Genomic DNA, 19,680 nt, shown 5'->3' on the forward strand with positions numbered 1-19,680 from the left:
GTGGAGCTTCTCAACGGACCGTTGGGGGCAGCGATCCTCGGCGTCGTTGGGATAGCGATCGGAGCGCTCCTCTCCGGCTTGCTGAGGCTCATCCCCACGAAGGGCTCGCTCGAGCACCAGATGATCGACCAGCAGCAGGAACGTATCGAGTCCCTCGAGGATCGCGTCGACCGTCTCGAACCGTTGCTCGTCTGGCATCAGCGCCGCGATGTCGCGTGGGAGCGTCGCGAGTCGCAACTCATGAGCGGCGTCGAACGGGGCGAATACCCACCCTGGCCGGCGCGCACCGGAATCCTCGCGGAGGAGAAGCATGACTGATACCGAAGCACTATTGAAAGCGTCTGTGCGTGAGCGCCGCCGCTTGACGGCACTGTTCACCATCCTCCTGGTTGTCGTCGCCGGCATCCTCACCACCGCATGGCTGCTCGAACGCGCACGCGGGGACTCCTGGCGTGACCAGGCTCTGCAGTGGCAAGACGAATACGTGAGCTTGTACGACGAGTTCACGGTCTCCACGGGCGAAGAGCCGGAAGCGCCGGAGCCCTCCGACGTCGCGCAAGACGCCCCGGCGGCCGACCCGGGGGAGCCTGGCCCACCTGGACCCGTCGGTGCCACCGGTCAGCGCGGCAAGGACGGCCGCGACGGGGCAGCAGGCCGCGACGTCACCACCGAGCAGATAGCCGCCGCGGTGGCTGCGTACTGCGCAGGCGGACGGTGCGTCGGCCCGGCCGGGCAGAACGGCACGAACGGGACCAACGGGACGGACGGCGCACCCGGTGCCGACTCCACCGTCCCCGGGCCCGCCGGACCGACGGGACCAGCGGGGCCTGCGGGTCCTGCTTGCCCGGACGGGGCCGCCGCCACGAGCGTGTGGCTCGATGTCGCCGAAACCGAGTCCGGCAACTTCCACAGACAGCAGGCGACCGTCTGCATCCCGACCCCAACCGGAGGAACACCATGAACAAGATCTGGTTCCCGCTGCAGCGCGCGATCCGCACAGCCGTGCAGGTCATCATCGCCGCTGCAGCAATCCTCGCGACGACCGTCGTCGTCGCTCCGCAAATCCTCACCGCGATCCAGGACGTGCTCCCCGGCCCGTTCGTGGCGTGGCTCACGGGCGCGATCGCAGCGCTCGCGGCGATCAGCGCTGCGGTCGCGCGCGTGATGGCCATCCCGGCAGTCGACGAGTGGCTCCGCAACTTCGGCGCCGGCTCCGCTCCGGCAGGGGCGGTCGCCTACCGTGGTCCCGACGGCAAGGCCACGGGACTGACCCGACGCCAGTGGCGCGCGATGATGGACGGCGCAGACACCGGCACCGACGACACGACGCAGCTCCGCACCGCGATCTCTCAGCACAACGACCGCATCGGACTCTGATACCGAGACGACCCCCACCTGGCTCCGGCCGGGTGGGGGCCTTTCGTCGTTCTACCGGTCCGGGGGCGCTCCGTGCTTTCCGCAGGCACCGATGAGACGCCCCAGATCGTGTGCAATACTGCACAGGTGGGGGCTAACGACTGGCGTCAGATGATCGACGAAGACTCGCTCCCCAACGGCCACGCGGAATTGTTCGACGAGCTTCACGGTTCAGGTTGGTACATGCGCTCCCGTTGGGGAGACACATCCGTGCGCTTTTGGCCCGACGGAGGCCGTGGTCATCAGCTCACGATCGACCTTCGATATCCGGCCAATGCGCCCCGCCGCGAAGAAATTTCGGCGCACATCCAGTCCCATCAACCAGAAGCACAACCAGAAGGAGGAAAGTGATGATCAATGGCATTCACATCACGGCGCAGTTCCAGGCGCCCAAGCCATTCACCGACGAGTGGCTCGAAGCGGTCTACACTTCCGTCCAGCGCAACATGGCGGTCGTCAGCGCCGACATGTTCGTGAACGAAGACGAGTTGTCGATCTCCTTCCACCTCGGCATCGACTGCACGCTCGCATCATCCGACAGCTTCGTCGAGGACATTGCTGAGGACGCCCTAGGAAAGGCGTTTGAGGACGCCGACTCGGGCGCTGCTCCCGCGGCCCCGCCGACGATGCTGAAGAGCCCTGTCGAGGAGTTCGTCTAAAGAGCTCTCAAAGGAAGAGCACCCGCGCGAGAATGTCGCGCGGGTGCTCTTTTGTCTGGGCGCGATCCGAGCGCGGTTGGCGGCATCAGTCGCGTCGAACCGAGAGTATCTGCCACCCCTCGGGGACCTGCGCCTCGAGCGCGGCCATATCATCGGCTTCGATCTCGCGGGCTCCGTCGCGCCGCTCGAATCTGCCCTCGACGGAGCGCACCGGGGTTCCGTTCGTCATGGTCGGCACCGCTGACACGAGCTCCCAGCCTTCGGGTGCCTGTGCGACGAGCTGCGCCCGGACGTCTGCGAGCTCCTCACCCTTCAGGGTGATCGTGTGAGTCTCGATAGGGCGGATGAGTCCGATGAGCATCAGACCAGCCTAGGCCTCCCACGCACGCGAGAACCCCGGAACGTTAGGGGGAGGTCCGGGGTTCTCGGCACGGCCAACGTACACCGCGCGGAGACGACTGTGAAGGTGTCCCGTGCGTGCTCGACGGACCCGGCGCCACGTGGGCCATAGACAGCCCGAGCCGCGTTGTCGTATCGTGCGAGGTCAGCACGGTTACGCGGTAGCGCGGTTCGGGGGAGGTCCCGTTCGCCGAGCTGAGGCCTTCCGCCGAGTGCACACGACAGCCGCACGGAGCGGAAGGCCAACCACCTTCTACGTCCGGTCGTCGAGCTGCACAGCGTTGCCCCACACCCAGCACCGGAACGTCTGATCCTCGGCGCGGAACTCGATGCCGGCGGCGAGCGGGGTGGAGCGGACGAGCTTCGCATCGACACGCACGGCCTCGGGGCCGAACCGCACCCACGCGCGGACGCGCTTCGGTCGCGGGTAGATCGTCATCGGCTGCTCGCGGATATCCATCTCGCGCTCGGTGAGCGACTGCAGCGGGCCGTGCTTCGCAGCCTCGAGGATCGATCGCGCCTGCGACTGCATGTCGCGGTACGCGGAGAGCGTCGCCCCAGGGTTCCCCATGACCGGTGATTCCTTCCTCCGGCCGAGAGGTTCGATTCTACGTCGCGACGTCGGACATCGCCGTCGTGCGCGGCCGCCGAGGGGTCGCGTCTATGACGCCGCGATTTGCTGTGCGCTGCGGTTCACTGCGTCGGCGAAACGGACCGCGTCGGGGAAGTCCTTCGCCTTGCTCTCGATCACGACGACACCGTCGGGAACCCCGATCGTCACGTAGCACTTCGACGTGTTCTTGCGTGCGACCGCTCCGACGACGAACCCGATCGGACCGGCGATGAGCGCGCCGGCACCCATGCGTGTGAGCGTCGAGCGCTGCGAAGGCGAGCCCTGCGTCGCGTCCGCTTCCGCGCCTTGCACGCTGACGGACTTACCCCCGCCCTTCAGCACACCATCGCGCAGCTTGTACCCGCCGAAGTCCCCGGACGGCAGGCGAATCGGCTGGACGACCTCAGGTGCGGACGGAGGGGCGATGCTCTGCCGCTCCGCGCCGGTGGCCTCTCGGAGTGCAGACACAAACTCGTCGTGCGCGTTTCTCGGGTGCAGTGCGAAAGCCAGCGCGGATTTTGCGGGGTCGGGGGTGGCTGACCAGCCGGATGCCGCGACCCGCAGGTACGTGACTGAGCCGGGGATGATGTCGTAGGCGGTGATCTTCTCGAGCGGGATCTCAGAGCGCTTCGTCATCCGTCCGACTCGACCGAGCAGGTTGTACTCGAAGATCAGGTGAGTATCGGTGATGACGGCCTTGCCGTCGGCGCTCTTGTGTTCGATCACGGTGCTCATGCTGCCGACTATACCTAGGGGTGTCCGAGGTGGGAGAGAGGATCGAAACCGTGACGCCTGAACGACTCCTCGCCTTCGAATCCGACCACCCGTGTCCGTCGTCAGATCGGGACGAACGCATCCGCCGCGAGCTCGGCGTCACTCCTCGATAGGCAAGCTGCTCGGCGCGAGCAGCGGTATAGCCCGCATCGTGCCCCGTGAGGATCGGGCACCAGTCACATTGATGACCGCCGGGCTACCCGTCCTATCGGTGAGGGGGCTTTAGCGCCGTCTGGCCTGCTCTCCAGACGGTTCCCGGCCCTGACTTCTCTTCCCCCCGCGCGCGGGCGCGCGGTTCAATCTGCGATCGCCATCAAGGGGTGACCTCGTCAGAGCCCGCCCGAGACTCCTTCACGAGGTCTTCCCACGGCCAGGAGACGGTCTGGTACTTGCGGTAGAACAGGAGGTCTCGGTCTACAACAGTGACCTCGAAACTGGTTGGGTTGAACGCGAGCACCAACCCGCGCTCGGCTTCATCGACTTGCAGGCTCTCTAGATTGCCGAGGGCGGACTTGAGGTTTCCCTTCTGAATGCGTTCCTCGCGGCTGTGCGCGATGTCGTAGATCGCGTCGACGGACACCCCGGCGATCAGACTCTCGTCATCCTGTTCCATCACTGCCGCCATCGCATGGGCATAGATCGCAGTCGCGTTCTTGCGCTTACGGATTCCGGTAGCAACGTTGTTCGCGAACGCTTGGAACACGGGGACGAGTTGCTCCGAGTACTCCATGCTGGCGTAGTCGAGCGCCTCCGGGTCGTCTACTTGGGTCAGTGCCGCCGGGGCTTCGCTTATGCCGAGTTCGTCTAGATACTCAAGGGCCAGCGCCTGCAGGATACCGACATTGCCATAGCAGTCCTTTGTGATTCTGCTCGCGATGTCCTTCGAGAAAGCCAGATTGAGGTCCGCGCTTCCCTTCTCCAACACTGCACGCAGTTCGTCGTCGCTCCAAGCGATCGGCACCTCCCGTAGGCGGCCTCGTAGGTCCGGGTTGAAGTGCAGAAGCATGTTGTTCTGGCTCCAAATTCCGATCACCACGATGTACAGGCCGTACTCCCAAAACGCCTTCAGGTCCGAAGCCAGCCACTTCCGCTCGGGGATGGTCAAGTAGTGGAAGTCTTCGATAACGAGACGACGACCCGACATCTTGATCAACTGCGCGATGACCTGAAGATCGTTCACTGCTGTCATCGCAGGCGCGCTCGTGACAGACTCCGTCTTTCCGGCTGAAAGGCCCAAAGCCGCTCGTGCCTTGGCGAGCAGTCCGATTCCCCCCTCGGCCTCGGCGGTGATCTTTCCCTCGAACGACGAGGTGCTGGTGGAGGTCACCTCCAGGCTGAGTCCGAGTTCATTGAGCGCTAGGCGGTACAGGTCCACAACGGTGTGGCCGTAGCGGCATTGCACCACGATCGCATCGCCCAGTATGCGTTGGCGGAGCCAGGACTTACCGGATTTGGATGATCCACGGAGAGCCAAGTGCAGATTGCGATCGAGATACTGCCGTAGTTTCTCGTCGAGTTTCCCGCGATCGACATACGACTCCGGTCGAACCTCGGTCGTGATCCCGAACACATCTTTGGTCTGCTTCACGCTTCGTCGCTCCGGTCTGTGAAAGTGGCTTAGGCCGCACGATAGCGCAACCGGTGCACCGCCCGACCGTCGTTACCGTCGCGGAGGCTCGCGTGTCCCCGTCTAACGCCGGTTAGTACCCAATATGCTCCACAACGTGGAGCCTTGGGAACCGTGGGACGCATCCGAAGAAGAGATCGCTGATCTCTACGTCATCCGTGAGCAGATTCCGGAGAGCCTGGAAGGGCCAATCTTCGAGTGGTTGCGGAGCCTTTTCTATCAGGCGACACAGTATGGCGAAGTGAATCCGGGGATGGTCCACTTCATCGAGACATCCCTCAGGACGCGGCTCAACCAGCCGCACCCGTCCCAAGATGAACTCGCGTCCGCGGTCACGGCCCGCGGCGACCAGTTCACCCTTCGAGTTATCGACCTGCTCCTGTCTACCTTCGAGCCAGAGATGCCGTACGCGTCGATGCCAGAGAAGGTCGCGGTGCTGAACGTGCACATGGCACGGAGCGGCTCGGCGGTCATGATCGTGGGGGAGGACCGGCACTACAGGCTTGCTCGGCGCCTGCCGGAGGGCGTGGAGGAGGCCGCGCAGATGGCGGTGCAGGATGCCAACGGCACTGCCGGGCGGCATCTCGTCAAGGCGTGGCAGGAGATGCAGAGCATCGACCCCGACGCGAGCAAGATTCTCCGCGAAGGTATCCAGGCGGTCGAGGCCGCCGCTGGAAGCCAGGTCATCCCGAAGGACAAGAAGCCGCAACTCTCGAAAATCGTCGGCGCGCTCCGACAACAGCAGGGATGGGGGCTGGCGTTCGCACGGAGAGACGACGGTCACCCTGACCATCTCGCCGTGCTGATCGGCATGCTCGAAACGCTCGCGTTCGCTGAACAGCACCGACACTCGGGGCACGGATACTCGTTGGCTGAGGCGACCGGGCACGTCCAACTCGCCGCGACGCTCGTGGGTTGGTTCTCCGCGGGCGTTGTGATCCGCGACGAGTTGTAGTTCAGGCGCTGAGCAAGTCGGCGGGTGGGACTTCGAGCGCCGCGGCCAACTGCACGATGATGTCGAGGGTCGGATTCCGTCGTCCTCGTTCGATGCCGCTCACATAGGTGCGGTCCAGACCGGCGATGTGCGCGAAGTTTTCCTGTGACAAGCCGCGCTCCTCCCGGAGTGCACGCACTCGTGCTCCGAAGTCGGTGCGATGGGTCGGGAAGGTCACTGATCCACGTTCTCGGTATGCTGACGATGAGTCCACGGACTATGAGTCACATCACCCGGAGGTCACACATGGCGAGCAAGCGCGATCAGTACGAAACCAAGACTCTGAACAGCGAGCGTGAGGCGGAGAAGTACATCCGCAAGGGCTGGGAAGTCGTCTCCAGCACGTCGAGCGGAACATGGGTCACTGGCAAGCGCACGAAGGTGATCGTGCGCCGCCCGAATCCGAAGTTCAAGGGATAGTCGTCACCAGTCGCCGCTCACGAGGGACTTGCGCAGGCCGTCGAGGTTCAGGTGTCCGAACGGCTTCCGATTCGGCTTCCGGCCCGTCACCGCCCAGCCTCGGGCGCCGTTCACGGTCGGGGCGTAGGGGCGCTTCCGGCGGATCGCTCGGTCGGGGTCCACGACGGCCAGGATCGCCGCGTCGAGCATGTGGCTCCCGGAGTCGTCCTGCGCGGCCTGGCACGGCGGGCACAGGTGGCCGGTGACGGAGCCTCCAACGCCGCTGAGCACGGAGGCGTTGACGGTCGTCTCCCGCCAGGGCTTGTCACCGTGTCGGGCCATAACCTCGCCGACGCCGCAGAGCAGGCATCCGCCGCTCGGGCACGCCGCAGGTCGCGGAGGAAGGCGGCGCGCGAGCCAGTGGGCGTATCCGCGCCGGATGTCGGTTCGTAGGTCGGTGCCGACGAACAGCCACGGCTCACTCGCGGCGTGCTCCTCGCGGCTTCCGAGCCGTTGCGTTGGCGAGAAGCGCGCGGACCAGCGCGCGGCGGCGCCGAGGGGTGCCAGTTCGAGCAGTTCCCGCAGTGCCTCGGCGGTCGTCTGCTCGGGCAGGTCCGCGCCGATCACCTGGAGGGCGTTCAGGGCGCACGTCACCTGATGCCGGGCTGGTGAGCCGATGCCGCGGGCGATGCGGGGGTTCGCGTCGAGCAGTCGGGCGGCGTGCTCGGCGGTCGCCTGGCAGGTGCCGCACAGCCCGAGGTCCACGATCCCGCCGTTGATGATCTCCTGGACGCGCGTGCCTTGGCCGGAGCCGACGGGCACCTCTCGGCTGAACACGTCGAATCGGATGGTCGGGCCGGTCGCGGGTGTGCCGCAGTGTGCGCACGCGGCGGTGCCGTCAGGGCACAGTGTGATGCCGAGGGGGAGGCTGGTCGTAGCGGTCATGGTGTCTCCGGTCAGTAGCGGTTGATCTCGGTGGCGTCGAGGTCGCGCCAGGTGCGGCGCGGCGGCTCTGGCGCCGGGGGCTCGGGTGCCGGGGGCTCGGGTGCGGGCGGCGCGGCGAATGCGGGCTTCGGTGCAGGCTTCGGCGCGGGGCGAGGCTTCGGCTTCGGCGCCGGTGCGCGCTCGGCGAGTGCGGCGCGTTCGGCTTCGGCTCGCTGACGTTCCTCCTCGGCGCGTCGCGCCGCGCGGTGCGTGTCGGATTCGCCGGGGTAGCGCGCCCCGGATGGGATCGGCATTTCGGCTCCTCTCAGATCGCGTTCGCCTGAATCGCGTGATGGATGCGCTCGCCGCAGGCACCGCGGACGATCGAATCGGTCCAGCAGGGTTCGTCCGCGGCGGCGTGTGCGCACGCGAACGACAGCGCCGCCGGTACGAGCCGCGACGCCTCCAGCGCCTCGCGGATCGCCGCCGTCACCTCGGGCGATGTCGTGCCCGCGAGGTCGCTCTTGTAGACGCCCTGGGCGATGGCTTCGTACGCCGCCATCGAGGCTTTCACCCCCGCGTCTCCGAGGACGTGTCGGGCGTGGTGGATGCGGTGGGGGTCGAGGTTGCGACCGCTCATGCTGGGCTCCATTCGAAGGTGTCGGATGTCTCGTGTATGGCCGCGAGGAGGTCAGCGCGGGCGAGCGCCACAAGTCGTTCGTGCACGGGCTGGAGGGCCGCGTGCCGGGCCTCTCGTTCGCGGTCGGCTCGGGCTCGTGCGGCGGCGCGCTCCAGGCGGTGCGCGTGCGCGTCGGACAGCAGGAGCCGGGCGCGTTCGGCGCGGGCTCGGGTCTGCTCGGCGGCTTCACGGCGGCGGCGGTCGGCGGTCACCTCTCGGGCCCGCGCCTCGCGCTGTGCGAGCGTCGGGATCGGTCGCCGCTTCGGACGCCGGTTCGCGCGGTTCATCGGTCGGCCTCGGGTGCGCTCACGGCCCACGCCAGGTCGTCCGGGTGCAGGGTGCGCAGGAACGCCCACGACTCGTCTCGCGGGCTCATCGGCAGGGGCTCCGGCTCGGGCACCGGCGGTAGCGCGTCCAGGATCGCCTCTACGATCTGTGGCGGCAGTTCCGCGATGATCGCGGTCTGCTCCTCCGGCGTCATCGTGGCGAACAGCGCGGCCAGGTCGCCGTGCTCGTGGTCAGCGGTCATTGCTTGATCTCCCCTCGGATGATGGCGAGTTTCGCCGCGACGAGTTCGAACGCGCCGTCGCGCCCGTCGATGAATCCGCCCTGGCGTCCGATGCCCGCCCGGTCGAGAACGTCCTGTGCCGCGCGGAGGCGTACGGCGCTGAACGGGCTCGTCGTCATCTCGCGGGCGATGGTGGCGAGCGCCGGGTTCACCAGTTCAGCGAGCCGCAGTTGCGCGGATGCCTTCACCTGCGGGGCTCTGCCGCCGTGCGAGGGGCACACGGTCCCGCCTGCGATAGCCCACCGGGCGCACGGGTCGCCGTTGCGCTTGTGTGCTCGGCACCGGCGCGGGTGTGGGGTTCCCTGGGTGCCGGGTTCGATGGGTGCCGGGGTGCTCATCGCATCCGTCCTTCCGCGTCGAGTTCGAACAGGGCCGGGGCGGCGGGCAAGACGGCCACCGGTATCGGACCGGTGGCTCGCCGCCCCGGCGGCTTGGGTGGCAGTGGGGTGACGGCGAGGTGCCCGCGGTCGCGGCGTTCGCGGGCGCGTTGGGCGTCGTAGGCGTTCGCGTGCTTCCAGCAGGCGGGCTCGTATTCGGTCAGGTCGGTGCTGTACGTCACGCGGCGCCCGGACGAGTTCGTGCCTGCGATCACGGAGGAGTCGTTGCATCGGCATCGCCATGCGGCTGCGGCGCGTCCGCACTCCACGCAGGGGAGCCCTCGGGCGGGGCCGCGCTCCTGCCGTAGGCGGCGGTGGATCACGCCGTACGTCGGGGTGCTCATCGTGGCTCCACGGGCTTCACCGCGGCGGCGAGGGCGTCGAGCGTGATGACGAGGCGTCCGCCGATCTTCGCGGCGGGCAGGTCGCCGCGCTTGATCCAGCGGCGTAGGGTGCTCTCGTCCTTGCCGAGCATGCCTGCGGCTTCGCGGAGCGGTACGTGCTCGGGGATCGGTGACCGCCGAGCCTCACGCGCGCGCACGGGGTTTTCGTGAGTTCCGGCGTCTGGGGATGCGGGTGGCGTGGGCATGGGTCTCCTTCGATGGAGCCCGGCCCGAGTCCGCCAGCGGCACCTCCAAGCGTACTCGCGTCTGCACGGGATCGCACGGGTTTGCCCTACATTTCTTCGACTGCGGCGCTCAGCGGCGATCTGCGGGCTCGAAGGTGCGTTCTGGGTTAATCGGTCCACCGGGGAGGTTCTGACGCGCAGGCGGTGGCGCAGGGCGTCCGCGGCGGAGGGATGCGCGGGCGCGGTCCAAGTCGGCGGCGGTGATCCTCCCGTGCGTCGTCGGCTCGGGGTCGGGAGTCGCGCGCGGTAGCCCTGCCAGCACGTCACGGCAGATCGCCTCGATCTCCTCGTGAGCGCGGTCCTGGTAGCGGTCAGGCAGGTGCCACGGGTTCACGACCGGTCGCACGTCGATCTCGGGTGGTCCGGGCGTGTGGTGCGCGAGGAACTGGAGGTGCGCGCCCGCTCGGGTGTCCAGCGCCACGATGCGGTCGAAGCGGGTCAGGTCGCGGTGCGTGAGGCGCCGGGCGCGGTGTGCGGTGCCGTCGAGCCCGTGGCGGGCCGCGAGGGCCAGCGTTCCTGGGTCCATCGGGTCGCCGTCGCGTGCGGTCATCCCCGCGGAGGCGACGGTGACCGGCACGCGCTCCTCGGCGGCGCGCGCTCGCAGGATCAGCGCGGCCAGCGGTGACCGGCACACGTTCCCGAGGCACACGAACAGGACGCGGACGGGAGCAGTTCGCTCGGTCGTCTCCAGCGGCGTCACGGCGTGCTCGGGGGCGTTCACGACGTACTCGCCGCCGGGGGCGAACATGTTGCCGCTGATGCGTGCCAGGAGCCATGCCGGGTCGGCGGTCAGCGTGTACAGGCGTCCGCCGGGGTGGCGTTCGGCGTAGAACCGCGCGTCGGCTTCGCGGGTGGTCCAACTGAGCCCGTCGCGGTAGGCGGGCGTGGCGCCTCGGTACAGGGACACGGGCTCGCGGGGGCGTGTCTGCTCGGCGCGGAAGCCGTTGCGCAGGTAGCCGACGGCCTCGAACATCGCGGTCCAGTCGCCTCGGGGGAGGTCGATCAGCGGCCAGCCGTCGGCGCCTGCGCGCGCCCACGATGCGGTCAGGATCACGGCGAGGTAGTCGGGGTGCATGCCCCAAGGGTCTGCGAACAGGTCGCGGACGACTGCGGGTGCGGTCGGGTCGCGGCGCTCTCGCTCGTACAGGCCGAGGAGGTCAGCGGGGGTGGGGTGGCTCACGGTTCGTCGCAGTCGCAGGGGCCGCGGTTCTCGCGGAGCAGTGCTTCGAAGCCGACGATGACCGCCGGTGCGAAGATCGCCGCGAGCGCGTCAGCGTGCGCCTGCTCACCTCGGCAGGCGACGACCGCGGCGTGCTCGTCAGCCGTCCACCGCCACGAGGGCGTAGCCGGGTCCGGGAACTTCATCGCGCCGCCTCCATCGCGCTCGGGACGCCTCGCGCGTCGGCCCATCGCTTCCCGTCGTCGCTCAGGAGGGCGTATGCGGGATCGCCCGCGACGGGGCCGATGTAGGCAGAGCCGCGGGGCAGGACGCTGAGCGCTTCCCTGATCTCGGCGTCGGCGCTGTCGGCAGTCAGCCCGTCCAGCCACGTGTCGATCTCGTCGGGGCTCCGCCCTCCGCCGTTGAGGTGCAGGTCACGGAGAAAACGCTTCTGCCTCTCGGATGCTCGCCGCTCACCGCCTGGAGCGCCCGGCTCGCCGGGCCTTTCAGGGTGGTTCTCGTTCTCTGGTTCTTGTTCTCTGGTTCTCGTTCCGTCGGTCCCTCTGACTACCCCGGTCGGTCCCTCTGACCGGCCCGGTCGGTCCCTCTGACCGACCGCGGAAACACTGGGATCGGGCGTGGCGGCGGGCTGTGCGCGCCCCACGGTGTACCGGTTCGAGCGCTGTCCCCGCGCGTCGATATGGTGCTCCAGGGCGACGAGGCCGAGCGCCTGTAGCGCTCGGAGGGCTCGTTGCACGGAGGAGACGCCGAAGCCGGACCTCTGCGCGAGTGCGGCGTGGGACGGCCAGCACTGGCCTGTCTGCCAGTCGGCGAACGAGAGCAGAGCCGCGTACACGGCGCGGGCGATGCCGGTCAGTCGGTCGTCGGTGTACACCCACGCGGGAACGCTTACGAACCGCGTGTCAGAGGGGCGGGGTACTGTGGCCGTGACATCTTGGCGGTTGTCATCGGTTCGGCCCTCGCTCTCCTGTCGGCGAGGGCCGTTCTGCGCCGTCACGACGCTGACCTCAGCCGGGCGGCGAGCCGTTCGCACTGCGCGTCGGTCAGCGGGGGAGCGGTCGCCAGCGCGCGCTCGATGGCGGCGTTGATGTTCGCCTCGGCGAGGTTCCGCTGGTGTTCTTCGATGACCTCGGGCGGGTCGTGGCGCCGGTGCGCGGTCGCGAGGAGTGATCTCGCCTTCGTCGGGGTGGGGGTCGGTGCTGTGCCAGACACGGGATCGGCCTTGTCTGCGCCCGCGTGGCATCGGGGGCGCCCGCCGATCCTTTCGATTTCGCTTTCTGGCCGTGATTGGTCTGTTCAGTTGTCCGGTGTCTGGCGCTTCTAGCCTACCTAGTTCCGGTAGTAATAGAAAGACGGTCTGACCGGCCCTTTCCTAACCGTAGTTAGCGCGCGTCGGCCTCGGCGTCGCGCCACTCGAACCGGATGCGGTCGAGGTCCGGCAGGGGTTTACCGTCGGGGCCGTTCGGGCGGCGCCCGCGGCGTGCCTTGTCGATCGTCACGACCAGCCCCAAGTCCTCGATCACGCGCCGCTTCTCCAGCAGCGGCATCTTCCGGTTCCACTTCGTCGGGATCGCCCGCGACAGCGCCAGGTCGGTCAGCGGCGACTCACGCCGCATCGTGCTCAGCCGCTTCTCCAGCGCGTCTACCTTCTCGGCGAGTTGCCGCCCGCGCTGGCGTGCCTCTGCCTTCGGGAGCGCCCCGTCCGCCACAAGATCGATGAGCGCCTTCTGCCGGTCGCGCAGGGCCGCGATCTCCGCCACGACCGGCGCCGTGTCGGGCTCGTCGCGGAGCCCTTTCAGCACGCGCTTGTCGGCGAGCCGGGCGAGCACGATCCCGTTGACCACGGGCTCGACCTCCTCGGCCTTGATCTGCACGCACCACCGCTCCTGGCAGGCATACGCCTGGAACGTCCGCCGGGTGCCGTCGGCGTTGCGCCGGTAATCGGGGCGGGCAAGCATCCGCGCACCGCACACGCCGCAGAAGATCATGCCGCTGAGGAGGTGCTTCGTCGCCGTGCTCCACGCGCCCTCTCGGGTGCGTCCGTCGCGCATGGCGAGGTAGTCGCTCCACGTCCGCGAGTCGATCAGCGGCTCCCACGTCGGCTCGGCGTCGATGCGTTCGCCGAGGTACGTCACGATGCCCGCGTAGTGCTCGTTTCGGAGCATCTGCTGTACGCGCCGCATCGACCAGTCGGCCTCGGCGCTGTGGAGCGGCACGCCTCGCTCGTTGAGGTCGTTCGCGATGGCGTACAGCGACTCTCCGGCGTTGTACCGGCGGAAGCACTCGCGCACGATCTCGGCCTCGTCCTCCACGATCACGATCTCGCCGCCGATGCGGTCGTAGCCGTACGGGCGGCGGCTGAACTGCCAGTGCCCCATGCGGGCTCGTTGCTCGTTCGCTTCCCACTGCCGGATCGCCTTCTGCTCGCCCTCGTACTGCGACCACGCGGCGACGGTACGGGCAACGGCTCGCCCGGCGGGCGTGGCGAGGTCCAGCCCGCCCTTGTACGACTCCACGAAGTGCACATCGATGCCGAGGTCGATCACCTTCTCCAGATCGCTCGTCAGGCGGAGTAGCCGGTCCTGGTGCCAGGCGATGATGACCTCGGGGCGGGCGGCGATCATCGCCTCGAACTCAGGCCGGGCCTTGCCGTTCGTCGCGCTGATGTCGTTGTCCACGTACACGCGCTCCACGCGGAGCCCCAGCCGGGCGGCGAGTTCGCGGCACTTCGGCTCCTGCCGTTCGACTCCCAACATCTCCCCGGTGCGGTCCTGCGAGATGCGGCAGTAGATCACCGCCGTCTCGGGGCCGAGAGAGTCGAGGGGGTTCAGCCGCTTGCGTCGTGTCGCCATGTCCAAATAATACCCTCGTATGGATACTACCGGGCTGGTCGTGCTGATCTGGGCTGTCGCCGGCCCCGCACTGACCGCGCTGTTCGAGCAGGCGATCCAACGCGTCTCCGGGCTCTGACATGCGCCTCGCGCGGTCACTCGCCGACGACCGAGGGTCCAGCCCGGTCGAGTTCCTGCTGGTCGGGACGCTCCTGACGGCACTGACGCTCGGAGTCCTCCAGCTCGCACTCGCGGTCTACGTGCGCAACGTCGTCCACGACGCGGCGGTGGAGGGTGCGTATCACGCGGCTCTCGCCGACACGACGCAGGAGGAGGGGATCGAGCGCACGAGGGAAGTCATCACCCGCGCGGTCGGCGCGTCGTATTCCGAGGACATCCGGATCGGCTCCTCGGGCGCTCGGGGTCAGGAGACCGTCGACGTGCGAGTGCGCTCGACCTTTCCTCTGCTCGGGCTGATCGGCGTGCCCTTCGCGATGGAGGTGGAGGCACATGCACCGGTGGAGGCGTTCGGCGGGCGATGACGCCGGTTCCGCGGCACTCGAGTTCATCACCGTCGGTGTGATCCTGCTGGTGCCGCTGATCTACCTCGTCGTCGCACTCGGCACCATCCAGGAGCAGATGCTCGGCGCGGAGGCTGCCTCCCGCCACATCGCCCGTGCCATCGCGCAGGCTCCCGACGTCGCGTCCGCGGCGGCACGCGGCGACGTCGTGCTCGCCGACGTGATCGACGAGTACGGCCTCGATCCGGACGCCGTCGATCTGTCGCTGTCGTGCACGCCGTCGGGCGTTGAGTGTCCCTCGGCAGGAGCGACGATCACCGTCCTGGTCAGCACCCGCGTACGGCTCCCACTGATACCAGAGGTGCTCGGTCTCGAGCGTTCCACGGCGATCCCAGTGCAGGCGGAGGCTGTGCAGAAGGTGTCGCGATCGTGGGGCGCCCCATGAGCAGAGACGCGCGCGGGTCACGGGAGGCGCTCGGGAACGACGAGGGCACCACACTGCTGCTCACCCTCGGATACGTGCTGCTCGCGCTGGCGGTGATCTTCGTGTGCGTGTGCGCCACGGACCTCTACCTCGCTCAGAAGCGGCTGGACGCGCTGGCCGATGCCGCCGCGCTCGCCGGGGCTGACGGGTTCACCCTGGTGGCGGTCGACGACGCCGTTCGTGCGGAATTGACCGATGCCGGCGTGGAGGAGCAGGCGGCGGCGCTGGTGCAGTCCATTTCGAGTCCCGCCTCGATCGTGGCCGCGGGAACACCGGATGGTGTCTCGGCGCAGGTCACCGTCGTCGCGGACTGGCGTCCCCCGCTGTTCGGCCCGTTCATGCCTGAGGGGGTCGAGTTGGAGTCCACCGCCACGAGTCGCACGGCTCTTCGCTGAGGGTGCGTCGGATCACCGAGGACGCTTTTCCAACGGTACGAACGCGACGAGGACTCCGGCCGCGAGAGCTCCGAGCCCGCCGAGGGCCATGTCTCCGATGGTGTCCTGGTAGGTCACGAAGATCTCGGCGGTGACGAACGTGCGTCCGGCCCATTCGATCATCTCCCAGACAGCGCTGACGGCGAGACCGAGGATCGTGCAGAGGACGATCGGGATCCGCGGACGGAACTCCGGCGCGCCCTGAGGCACGACGACACCGAGCCTGGCGAGCACCGTGTAGCCGGTCGCAGCGATCGCGCCGGTGCACACGAAGTGCACCACGAGGTCCCACCCCGGCACCGTGCGGTAGAGGTCGAAGACGTTGCTCGCCCCCGCGACGAGCACGATCACGCCGACCGCCAGGTCGACGCCACCGCGCATCCCGAGCGCACGGGGGAGCATGAGCGCGGGCGTGGTGAGGGCGAGGATCCCCGCGTCGGTCGGCGTGGACCAGATGGCCGCGACGAGGACGCTGAGCACTCCGATCACGCGTACGGCATCGGCACCGTACTCCGCGACCGTGCGCGGGGGTCTCAGGAAGTCCGCTTTCACGACGCCTCCTCTTCGGGTGAGTCGGCAGGGCAGGAGGCGAGGTCGAACAAGGCCTGCACCGGCAGATGATCCGAGGGCCACCCGCGCTCGTACTGTCGCCCGTTGATGCCCGCGCGGCGCACAGGCAGTTCGGGCGAGGCGAGGATCGCGTCGATGCGCCGTCCACTCCGTGGGGCACGGTAGCGCGCGAACGTACCCCAGGCCGGGGTGCACCGCGCCGCGGACGCCGTCCAGGAGTCGGAGAGCAGGCCGCCCTCCTGGAGAGCGCGCCACAGGGCTGAGCCGGCAGGAGCATTGAGGTCACCGAGGACGAGGACGGGCGACGTCGCCTCGCTCGCGCGGCCGCGGATCGCCTGTGCCTGGCGGAGCCGTGCCCACGGGGAGAACGCGTCCAGGTGGGTGTTCAGGACGGTGATCTCGCGGCCCGTGATCCGATCGCGGAGGATCGCCTCGACCACGATCCGCGGAGCGGCGCTGAGCCACGACGACGAGCCCTCCCGCTCCGGGTGTCGCGACAGCGCGTACTGGCGCCAGTCGCGCAGTTCGAGCCGCTCGGCGTCGAAGAACAACGGGCAACCCTCACCCCGTCGACCGGGGCGCCGGCCGTGTCCGACCATCCGATACGACGGGCCGAGCGCGGCGCCGATGAGCGATGCCTGTGCAGGCAGCGCCTCCTGCACGCCGACCACGTGCGGTCGCTCGGCGCGCAGCAGCGCCGAGACGCGCCGTTGTCTCGTGGACCACCGGTCAGCACGCGGCCAGGCCAGCGTCCCGAGGTCCCGCCGTACGTTCAATGTCATGACGTGCAGGTCGCCGTCGCGGTGAGAGCCGAGAAGAGGGGCGGTCATCGCCGGGCTCCTGGAGCGGGAACGCCGAGCCGATGGAGTATGCGCCGCAGCACGAGGCGTACCCAGCGCACCGGAGGGAAATCCTCGGGCCAATGCACGACCACGGTGCGGAAGCCGGCGGCGATGCGACGCAGAAACGAACGCCCATTCCCGAACGGCCGCATCGAGATGCCCATCCCTGCGCTGCGGATCCAGCGGATGCGGTGGCGCTCGCCCACGTGGAAGGCGAGGTCGAGGTCGTCATGCAAAGCCGGGTCGTCGCGGTGCACGTGCTCGCGCACCGCGAGCCAGGTCGAACGGCGCAGCGCGAGGTTCGAACCGAAGAGCGGGGAGTGCCCGAGCGCGACCCCGCACACCAGCGCGTACGCGAGGAGATATGCCGCGGCCAGGGAGCGGCGAAGCGCCCGGGGTCCGTCGATGAAGTGCGCACCGCCGGTCCACGCCCCGACCCGCGGATCCTGTGTGCACGCGGCCATCATCGACTCGATCCACCGCGGATCCGGCACGCCGTCGGCGTCGAGACGCAGGATCACTTGGCCGGTCGCCGCGTCGTAGCCGGCAGCACTCGCCGCCGGAATACCGTCGTCCTCGCATCGCACGACGCGAGCCCCGTGCCGCACCGCGACGTCGGCCGAGGAATCGGTGGAGGCGTTGTCGACGATGATGATCTCGTCCGCGGGCAGTGTCTGCACGGCGAGGGCGCGCAGGCATCGCTGCAGCGCGGCCGCGTCGTCCTTCACCGGGATGACCACGCTGATCGTGGGCTCGGGGTCGGCTGGTGTGGCGCGCTGCACATCGTCTCCTCGCGTGTGGACGTCTCAGCCTAGGGAGTGCCCCTGGCCGGGACGAGCTGGTTGACACGCGGCTCATCTTCGAGCAACGCGGCGCGCAGAAGCGCCTGGACGCGCTCGCCGACTCCGCCGCGCTCTCAGCGCGGATCGCGCAGCTGCTCGAGCAGCCCGTCGAGCCTCGGCTCGAGCTGCGGCGGTATCTCGGCAGGCAGGGCGTCGACCGGCCACCAGCGCAGATCCTCGGACTCCTCGCTGACGGTGAGCGCCGCATCTCGATCGACCACGACGGCGATCCCGATGTCGAGGTGCGAGGTGCACGTACCGAAGCGAGACGACAGCCCATGGTGGTCGAGGTCATAGGCGAGCGGTGCGACCGGGGGGTCGACCAGGAGGCCGGTCTCCTCGCGTAGCTCGCGAAGCGCGGCCGCCACGACCGACTCATCCGTGTCGTCCACGTGACCGCCCGGCTGCACCCAGAACTGACCCTTGCGATGGAAGACGAGCAGCGTGTGCTCGAACGACGCATCGAAGACGACGCAGGACGCGGTGAGATGGTCGGGGCCGGAACCGCGATGCACGGGCCCGTGATCCGGCCGGAAGAACGAGGCGAAATCCGCCTGTGCGCGGATCTCCCGGTCGGAGCGGGGCTCGAAAGTCGAGACCAGGCGATGGGCCTCAGCCTGCAGGGTCGAGATCATTCGTTTTCCTCCTCCGTCGATGGGTCGCCGGAGTCCGGCCGCTCCCGCGGCACGAACCGGGGGATCCAGCGCAGGAACCCTGCCGCGCCGACGAGGCCGATCACACCCATGGCGGCTGCGGCGAACGGAAGAGCGGCCACGGCGGTGATCGCCGAGACCAGCAGTGGCGCGATCGCACCGCCGGCATCCGTCAGCGTCCGCCAGGATCCGAGGAATGCCGCGGGTTCTCGCTTCGGGGCGACGTCTGCGCCGAGGGTGAGCAGGATGCCGCTGGACAAGCCGTTGCCGACGCCGAGCATCGCCGCGAACATCCCGAACCACAGCACCGCCGCATCGAGATCGTGGGTGAACGAGAGGGCGAGGAAGCCGGCACCCATCAGCACCATCGCGGGCATCGCCGCCCACAGCCGTCCGAAGCGGTCCATAACCTGGCCGCTCGCATAGAACAGCGCGAAGTCGATCGCTCCGGAGACGCCGACCACCAGGGCGATGGTCGAGGCATCCAAGCCCAGCGAGAGCCCCCACAGCGGGAGCACGACCTGCCGTGCCGATCGCACAGCGGACAGAGAGGCGGCGGCCAGCCCCAGTCGCCCGAGCACCGCCCGCTGGCGCCACATGGTCTGGAAGATCCCCAGGCGCTCGATCGTCGGGATCGATCCGCTCACGGCCTCGCCGGAGTCCTCCAGATAGCGCTCGTGCGTGGTCGTCGGGACAGGCGGGATCGTCTTCTCCGGATCGGGACCGAAGAGGACCAGGACGACCATGACCACGAGGCAGCCCAGGAAGAACCAGATCGCCGCGGCCTCGCTGCCGAACAACTGCAGGAGTCCCGCCGCGACGAACGGTCCGATGAAGATGCCGAGCCGGAAGCTCCCGCCGAGCAGCGAGAGGGAGCGGGCACGGAAGGCGACCGGCACCCGGGTGGTCATGAAGGCGTGACGTGCGAGGCCGAAAGCCGCCGCACAGATGCCGAGCAGGAAGACCGACGCCGCCAGCACGCCGAGCGACGGCGCGAACACCATCCCGACCCCGGCGATGATCGCGATCATGCCGGCGATCACCATCGTGTACCGCTCGCCGATCCGGCCCACCGCCCACCCGGCAGGGAGGTTGCCGCACAGCTGGCCGATCACGAGGGCGGATGCCACGAGCGCGGCGAAGGCCACGTCGGCACCCATGGAAGCCGCCAGCACCGGGATGAGCGGGATCACGGCGCCCTCGCCGAGCGCGAACAGGATCGTCGGCAGGTACACCATGGGTCCGAACTGTCGAAGGACCGCCGAT

Annotated in this window: 33 protein-coding genes; 10 read left to right on the forward strand and 23 right to left on the reverse strand. The window is 68.6% G+C overall.

Going from position 1 to position 19,680, the window contains the following annotated elements:
- The 5 genes from AC6CHX_RS17155 (at nt 1) to AC6CHX_RS17175 (ending at nt 2,075) form a co-directional block, all read left to right on the forward strand.
- On the forward strand, nt 1-318 hold the full coding sequence (locus tag AC6CHX_RS17155; protein ID WP_498273790.1) for a hypothetical protein: 318 nt from the start codon (nt 1-3) through the stop codon (nt 316-318).
- Nucleotides 311-961, forward strand: coding sequence for a hypothetical protein (locus AC6CHX_RS17160; protein ID WP_498273791.1), 651 nt, complete (start codon nt 311-313; stop codon nt 959-961). The genes AC6CHX_RS17155 and AC6CHX_RS17160 overlap by 8 nt, the downstream gene beginning before the upstream one ends.
- Nucleotides 958-1,377: a hypothetical protein gene (locus AC6CHX_RS17165; protein WP_498273792.1), complete on the forward strand. Its 420-nt coding sequence runs from the start codon at nt 958-960 to the stop codon at nt 1,375-1,377. The genes AC6CHX_RS17160 and AC6CHX_RS17165 overlap by 4 nt, the downstream gene beginning before the upstream one ends.
- Nucleotides 1,378-1,503: 126 nt before the next feature.
- Nucleotides 1,504-1,767, forward strand: a complete 264-nt coding sequence (locus tag AC6CHX_RS17170; RefSeq protein ID WP_498273793.1) for a hypothetical protein — start codon at nt 1,504-1,506, stop codon at nt 1,765-1,767.
- Complete coding sequence (locus AC6CHX_RS17175; protein WP_498273794.1) at nt 1,767-2,075, forward strand: hypothetical protein; 309 nt, start codon at nt 1,767-1,769, stop codon at nt 2,073-2,075. The genes AC6CHX_RS17170 and AC6CHX_RS17175 overlap by 1 nt, the downstream gene beginning before the upstream one ends.
- 85 nt (nt 2,076-2,160) lie before the next feature.
- Here AC6CHX_RS17175 and AC6CHX_RS17180 read toward each other — a convergent pair whose 3' ends face one another.
- The 4 genes from AC6CHX_RS17180 to AC6CHX_RS17195 all read right to left on the reverse strand — a co-directional run bounded on the left by AC6CHX_RS17180 (nt 2,161) and on the right by AC6CHX_RS17195 (nt 5,449).
- Entirely contained in the window at nt 2,161-2,436 is a 276-nt protein-coding gene (locus AC6CHX_RS17180; RefSeq protein WP_498273795.1) for a DUF4177 domain-containing protein, read from the reverse strand.
- Between the two features lie 291 nt (nt 2,437-2,727).
- On the reverse strand, nt 2,728-3,045 hold the full coding sequence (locus AC6CHX_RS17185) for a hypothetical protein (RefSeq protein WP_498273796.1): 318 nt from the start codon (nt 3,043-3,045) through the stop codon (nt 2,728-2,730).
- 90 nt (nt 3,046-3,135) lie between these two features.
- Nucleotides 3,136-3,822, reverse strand: coding sequence for a hypothetical protein (locus AC6CHX_RS17190; RefSeq protein ID WP_498273797.1), 687 nt, complete (start codon nt 3,820-3,822; stop codon nt 3,136-3,138).
- Between the two features lie 352 nt (nt 3,823-4,174).
- On the reverse strand, nt 4,175-5,449 hold the full coding sequence (locus AC6CHX_RS17195) for a hypothetical protein (protein WP_498273798.1): 1,275 nt from the start codon (nt 5,447-5,449) through the stop codon (nt 4,175-4,177).
- 136 nt (nt 5,450-5,585) lie between these two features.
- Between AC6CHX_RS17195 and AC6CHX_RS17200 the strand changes: the two genes are divergently transcribed.
- On the forward strand, nt 5,586-6,443 hold the full coding sequence (locus tag AC6CHX_RS17200; RefSeq protein WP_498273799.1) for a hypothetical protein: 858 nt from the start codon (nt 5,586-5,588) through the stop codon (nt 6,441-6,443).
- A 1-nt stretch (nt 6,444) separates the two neighbouring features.
- On the opposite strand, the gene AC6CHX_RS17205 is transcribed toward AC6CHX_RS17200, so the two are convergent.
- The gene (locus AC6CHX_RS17205; protein WP_498273800.1) at nt 6,445-6,696 is read right to left on the reverse strand and encodes a helix-turn-helix domain-containing protein; all 252 of its coding nucleotides are present in this window, start codon (nt 6,694-6,696) and stop codon (nt 6,445-6,447) included.
- A 32-nt stretch (nt 6,697-6,728) separates the two neighbouring features.
- On the opposite strand from AC6CHX_RS17205, the gene AC6CHX_RS17210 reads away from it, so the two are divergent.
- Nucleotides 6,729-6,902: a hypothetical protein gene (locus AC6CHX_RS17210; protein WP_490095783.1), complete on the forward strand. Its 174-nt coding sequence runs from the start codon at nt 6,729-6,731 to the stop codon at nt 6,900-6,902.
- 3 nt (nt 6,903-6,905) lie between these two features.
- Here AC6CHX_RS17210 and AC6CHX_RS17215 read toward each other — a convergent pair whose 3' ends face one another.
- The 13 genes from AC6CHX_RS17215 to AC6CHX_RS17275 all read right to left on the reverse strand — a co-directional run bounded on the left by AC6CHX_RS17215 (nt 6,906) and on the right by AC6CHX_RS17275 (nt 14,089).
- Complete coding sequence (locus AC6CHX_RS17215; protein WP_498273801.1) at nt 6,906-7,826, reverse strand: hypothetical protein; 921 nt, start codon at nt 7,824-7,826, stop codon at nt 6,906-6,908.
- An 11-nt stretch (nt 7,827-7,837) separates the two neighbouring features.
- Nucleotides 7,838-8,119 (reverse strand): hypothetical protein, encoded by a 282-nt coding sequence (locus AC6CHX_RS17220; protein ID WP_498273802.1) that lies wholly within the window; start codon nt 8,117-8,119, stop codon nt 7,838-7,840.
- A gap of 11 nt (nt 8,120-8,130) precedes the next feature.
- Nucleotides 8,131-8,445, reverse strand: a complete 315-nt coding sequence (locus AC6CHX_RS17225) for a hypothetical protein (RefSeq protein ID WP_498273803.1) — start codon at nt 8,443-8,445, stop codon at nt 8,131-8,133.
- The gene (locus AC6CHX_RS17230; RefSeq protein ID WP_498273804.1) at nt 8,442-8,771 is read right to left on the reverse strand and encodes a hypothetical protein; all 330 of its coding nucleotides are present in this window, start codon (nt 8,769-8,771) and stop codon (nt 8,442-8,444) included. The genes AC6CHX_RS17225 and AC6CHX_RS17230 overlap by 4 nt, the downstream gene beginning before the upstream one ends.
- Nucleotides 8,768-9,013 carry a hypothetical protein gene (locus AC6CHX_RS17235; protein ID WP_498273805.1) on the reverse strand — a complete coding sequence of 82 codons (246 nt, stop codon included), beginning with the start codon at nt 9,011-9,013 and terminating at the stop codon, nt 8,768-8,770. Before AC6CHX_RS17235 ends, AC6CHX_RS17230 begins: the two co-directional genes overlap by 4 nt.
- On the reverse strand, nt 9,010-9,273 hold the full coding sequence (locus AC6CHX_RS17240) for a hypothetical protein (protein WP_498273806.1): 264 nt from the start codon (nt 9,271-9,273) through the stop codon (nt 9,010-9,012). Before AC6CHX_RS17240 ends, AC6CHX_RS17235 begins: the two co-directional genes overlap by 4 nt.
- 113 nt (nt 9,274-9,386) lie before the next feature.
- Nucleotides 9,387-9,773, reverse strand: coding sequence for a hypothetical protein (locus AC6CHX_RS17245; RefSeq protein WP_498273807.1), 387 nt, complete (start codon nt 9,771-9,773; stop codon nt 9,387-9,389).
- Nucleotides 9,770-10,018, reverse strand: a complete 249-nt coding sequence (locus AC6CHX_RS17250; RefSeq protein WP_498273808.1) for a helix-turn-helix domain-containing protein — start codon at nt 10,016-10,018, stop codon at nt 9,770-9,772. The genes AC6CHX_RS17245 and AC6CHX_RS17250 overlap by 4 nt, the downstream gene beginning before the upstream one ends.
- 109 nt (nt 10,019-10,127) lie before the next feature.
- The gene (locus AC6CHX_RS17255; RefSeq protein WP_498273809.1) at nt 10,128-11,237 is read right to left on the reverse strand and encodes an arsenate reductase/protein-tyrosine-phosphatase family protein; all 1,110 of its coding nucleotides are present in this window, start codon (nt 11,235-11,237) and stop codon (nt 10,128-10,130) included.
- Nucleotides 11,234-11,422: a hypothetical protein gene (locus tag AC6CHX_RS17260; RefSeq protein ID WP_498273810.1), complete on the reverse strand. Its 189-nt coding sequence runs from the start codon at nt 11,420-11,422 to the stop codon at nt 11,234-11,236. Before AC6CHX_RS17260 ends, AC6CHX_RS17255 begins: the two co-directional genes overlap by 4 nt.
- The gene (locus AC6CHX_RS17265) at nt 11,419-12,111 is read right to left on the reverse strand and encodes a helix-turn-helix domain-containing protein (RefSeq protein WP_498273811.1); all 693 of its coding nucleotides are present in this window, start codon (nt 12,109-12,111) and stop codon (nt 11,419-11,421) included. The genes AC6CHX_RS17260 and AC6CHX_RS17265 overlap by 4 nt, the downstream gene beginning before the upstream one ends.
- 119 nt (nt 12,112-12,230) lie before the next feature.
- The gene (locus AC6CHX_RS17270) at nt 12,231-12,449 is read right to left on the reverse strand and encodes a hypothetical protein (RefSeq protein ID WP_498273812.1); all 219 of its coding nucleotides are present in this window, start codon (nt 12,447-12,449) and stop codon (nt 12,231-12,233) included.
- Nucleotides 12,450-12,619: 170 nt separating this feature from the next.
- Nucleotides 12,620-14,089, reverse strand: a complete 1,470-nt coding sequence (locus AC6CHX_RS17275) for a recombinase family protein (RefSeq protein WP_498273813.1) — start codon at nt 14,087-14,089, stop codon at nt 12,620-12,622.
- Between the two features lie 119 nt (nt 14,090-14,208).
- Between AC6CHX_RS17275 and AC6CHX_RS17280 the strand changes: the two genes are divergently transcribed.
- From AC6CHX_RS17280 to AC6CHX_RS17290, 3 genes are read left to right on the forward strand one after another with little or no spacing between them, the layout of a single operon-like run.
- Nucleotides 14,209-14,610 carry a TadE/TadG family type IV pilus assembly protein gene (locus AC6CHX_RS17280; RefSeq protein WP_136041712.1) on the forward strand — a complete coding sequence of 134 codons (402 nt, stop codon included), beginning with the start codon at nt 14,209-14,211 and terminating at the stop codon, nt 14,608-14,610.
- The gene (locus tag AC6CHX_RS17285) at nt 14,579-15,034 is read left to right on the forward strand and encodes a TadE family protein (RefSeq protein ID WP_498273814.1); all 456 of its coding nucleotides are present in this window, start codon (nt 14,579-14,581) and stop codon (nt 15,032-15,034) included. Before AC6CHX_RS17280 ends, AC6CHX_RS17285 begins: the two co-directional genes overlap by 32 nt.
- Nucleotides 15,031-15,468: a pilus assembly protein TadG-related protein gene (locus AC6CHX_RS17290; RefSeq protein ID WP_498273815.1), complete on the forward strand. Its 438-nt coding sequence runs from the start codon at nt 15,031-15,033 to the stop codon at nt 15,466-15,468. Before AC6CHX_RS17285 ends, AC6CHX_RS17290 begins: the two co-directional genes overlap by 4 nt.
- A gap of 12 nt (nt 15,469-15,480) precedes the next feature.
- Here the strand turns inward: AC6CHX_RS17290 and AC6CHX_RS17295 are convergent, their stop codons facing one another.
- From AC6CHX_RS17295 to AC6CHX_RS17315, 5 genes are all read right to left on the reverse strand, one after another.
- On the reverse strand, nt 15,481-16,059 hold the full coding sequence (locus tag AC6CHX_RS17295; RefSeq protein ID WP_136041709.1) for a DUF2238 domain-containing protein: 579 nt from the start codon (nt 16,057-16,059) through the stop codon (nt 15,481-15,483).
- The gene (locus tag AC6CHX_RS17300; protein ID WP_498273816.1) at nt 16,056-16,907 is read right to left on the reverse strand and encodes an endonuclease/exonuclease/phosphatase family protein; all 852 of its coding nucleotides are present in this window, start codon (nt 16,905-16,907) and stop codon (nt 16,056-16,058) included. Before AC6CHX_RS17300 ends, AC6CHX_RS17295 begins: the two co-directional genes overlap by 4 nt.
- Entirely contained in the window at nt 16,904-17,701 is a 798-nt protein-coding gene (locus AC6CHX_RS17305) for a glycosyltransferase family 2 protein (RefSeq protein WP_498273817.1), read from the reverse strand. Before AC6CHX_RS17305 ends, AC6CHX_RS17300 begins: the two co-directional genes overlap by 4 nt.
- Before the next feature lie 134 nt (nt 17,702-17,835).
- The gene (locus tag AC6CHX_RS17310; RefSeq protein ID WP_498273818.1) at nt 17,836-18,396 is read right to left on the reverse strand and encodes an NUDIX hydrolase; all 561 of its coding nucleotides are present in this window, start codon (nt 18,394-18,396) and stop codon (nt 17,836-17,838) included.
- A complete protein-coding gene (locus AC6CHX_RS17315; RefSeq protein ID WP_498273853.1) occupies nt 18,393-19,652 on the reverse strand; it encodes an MFS transporter in 1,260 nt (419 codons plus the stop codon). Before AC6CHX_RS17315 ends, AC6CHX_RS17310 begins: the two co-directional genes overlap by 4 nt.
- Nucleotides 19,653-19,680 lie beyond the last annotated feature (28 nt).

Source organism: Microbacterium sp. GQ128, from assembly GCF_059758615.1.